Origin of the sequence: Roseiarcus sp., from assembly GCF_052145395.1 — a bacterium.
Lineage (GTDB): Bacteria > Pseudomonadota > Alphaproteobacteria > Rhizobiales > Beijerinckiaceae > Roseiarcus.
Window position 1 is genome coordinate 1 of record NZ_JBKQOT010000787.1, and the last position, 2777, is coordinate 2777.

The following is a 2777-nucleotide window of genomic DNA, read 5'->3' on the forward strand; positions in this document are numbered from 1 at the left end:
CGCACGACCTCGCCGACGAGCCGGCCGTTCGAGAAAACAAGAATGCGGTGGCAGATGGCGATCAGCTCCGGCAGGTCGGAGGAGATGAACAGCACGCCGCGCCCCTCGGCGGCAAGCGTCCAGAGAAGCTCGTAGATCTCGGCGCGCGCGCCCACGTCGATGCCGCGGGTCGGCTCGTCGCAGAGCAGCACCTTGGAGCCGCGGAAGAGCCACTTGGCGATCACCACCTTCTGCTGGTTGCCGCCCGAGAAGTTGCGCACGGTCTGGTCGATCGAAGGCGTCTTGATGCGCAGGTCGGCGACGAGACGGGTCGCCGCGTCGCGCTCCTCGTCGCGCTCGATGAGGCCGTGGCGCGAGATCTTCGCAAGGTCGGTGATCGTGATGTTCTCGGCGCAGGACATGCCGAGCAGAAGGCCCTGCCCTTTGCGGTCCTCGGTCATGAGGCAGAGGCCGCTTCGCACCGCGTCCCGCGGCGACTCGATCGTGACGCGCTTTCCTTCGACCAAGATCTCGCCGGCGATCTTCCGGTCCGCGCCGAATATCGCCCGCGCCGTCTCCGTCCGTCCGCTGCCCACCAGCCCCGCGACGCCGACGATCTCACCCTTGCCGACGGAGAACGACACTTCGGGGCTCTTGGCGTCACGCCGGAGGCCGACGACGCGCAACGCTTCACCCGAAACGGCGACGTCGGCGCGAAAGGCGCGCTCGTCCGTGACGCTTCGTCCCACCATCATCTGCACGATCTCGGGGATCGTCAGGCCGGTGAGACTGCGCGTGGCGACGAGTTGGCCGTCTCGCAGCACCGTCACGCGGTCGCCGACCTCGCCGATCTCCTGAAGCCGATGCGAGATGTAGACGATCGTCACGCCCCGCGCCTTGAGGCGCCGCAAAATGTCGAACAGACGGTCGACCTCCTTGGCGGTCAGCGTCGCCGTCGGTTCGTCGAGAATAAGCAACTTGCTCTCGAAGACGAGCGTCTTGGCGATCTCGATGAGCTGCATCTGCGCGACGCCGAGCCGCGCGACCTGCGTCGTCGGCCGAACGTCGAGCCCGACCTCGTCGAGAAGCTCGGCCGCGCGCCGGTTCGTCTCGCGATAGTCGACGATCCCGCGGCGCTGCGGAAGGCGCTCGAACATCAGGTTCTCGGCCACCGTCATCTGCATCAGCATCGACAGCTCCTGATGCACGACGCGGATGCCGGCGCGAAACGCGTCGGTCGGGGTGCGCGGACGATAGGGCTTGCCGTCGAACGTGATCTCGCCTTCGTCGGCGGCGTAGACGCCCCCGAGCAGATTGATGAGCGTCGACTTGCCCGCTCCATTCTCGCCGAGGAGCACATGGCCTTCGCCGCGCGCCACCTCGAGCGTCACGCCGCGCAGCGCGACGACGCCGGGGAACCGCTTTCCCACGCCCGTCAGGGTCAGGATCGGAGGACTCATGGGGTGGCGCCGCCTGCTCGCAGAATGGGACCCCGTCGTCGCTGAAGGCTCGGGCGCTTGCCGCCCTCCTCCCCCTTGTGGGGGAGGCAAAGGAGGGGGGTCGCGCCATGCTTTTCCGCTCTGGCTGGCCCAAGGTCTGTAAGTTCGCGAGATTTCTGCGTGATTGTCGAGGCGGGTGCGACCCCCCAGCCTGTCCCGCCCCCGCAAGGGGGGCGGGGACGCCAATTCCGGACGCAGACTATGAGAGGTCCTTGGCCTCGATCAACTTGATCGGCGTCTTGACCCATCCGCTGAAGGTCTCGCCCCCACGCTCCTTGAGGCCGTAGTTGATGCCGAGCACCGCCATGTCGGCGCCGTATTGCTCGACGGTCGCCAGCATCTTGCCGCCCTTGATCAGGGGCTGCACGGCCGGGATGTTGTCGAAGCCGACGACCTTTATCTTGCCGCTGAGGCCCGCGGCGTCGAGCGCCTTGACGACGCCGAGCGCCATGGAGTCATTGGCGGCCATCACGCCCTGGATGTCGTGATACTGGGTGAGGAAGTTGGTCATCAGGGTGTTGGCTTCTTCCGTCTCCCAGTGCGCGGTCTTGCTGTCGAGAAGCGTGAGCTTGCCCTCGTTGACCGCGTCCATGAAGCCGAGCTTGCGCTGCACGGCGTTGTCCGCCTCGGGGTTGCCTTCCAGGATCACCACCTTGCCGCCGGGCCCCAAATCTTTGGCGAGCGCGTCGCCCGCCATTTTCGCGCCGGCGCGGTTGTCGGGTCCGAAGAAGGCGAGGTCGATTCCGGCCGCTTTCTTGGCGTCCTTGTCGAGTTCGACGTCGATGTTGATCACCTTGACGCCGGCCTTCAACGCCTTGGCGATCGGGGTGACCATCGCCTTCGAATCCGCCGGCGCCACGACGATGATGTCGTATTTCTGAGTGACGAAGTTCTCGATGGCGTCGACCTGCGCGGCGAAGTCGCGCTCGTCCTTCATGCCGACCGCCTTGAACTCGAACTTGTCGGTGTTCGCCGCCGCGTATTTCTCAGCGCCGGCTTGCATCTGCTTGAAAAACTCGTTGGCGAGGGATTTTTGCACCAGGCCGATCTTCGGCTTCTCGGCCGCGAGCGCGGTCGTCAGGCCTCCGCTCAGAGCCGCCGCCGAGCCAATCGCGCCGGCGACGACGAAACCGCGCCGGGTCAAGCCGATGCGCATGGCGAAGTTTTCAGGGGTTTTGGTCATTTTGCACTCCTCCCAATCGGGCCGGTTGGCCTCCCGGAGCGCGAGCCGCCACGGGGACGGCCATTCCCTCGACCGCGACGTTGGGTATGGTCTCATCTTGGCGCCGTCATGGCTAG

2 protein-coding genes are annotated in these 2777 nt (G+C 66.1%); both read right to left on the reverse strand.

Annotated features, from left to right (window positions below):
• A partial coding sequence (locus ACLP25_RS27105; protein WP_442472207.1) for a sugar ABC transporter ATP-binding protein occupies positions 1-1439 on the reverse strand: 1439 nt, incomplete at its 3' end.
• Between the two features lie 238 nt (positions 1440-1677).
• The gene (locus ACLP25_RS27110; RefSeq protein WP_442472208.1) at positions 1678-2661 is read right to left on the reverse strand and encodes a sugar ABC transporter substrate-binding protein; all 984 of its coding nucleotides are present in this window, start codon (positions 2659-2661) and stop codon (positions 1678-1680) included.
• Positions 2662-2777: the final 116 nt, after the last annotated feature.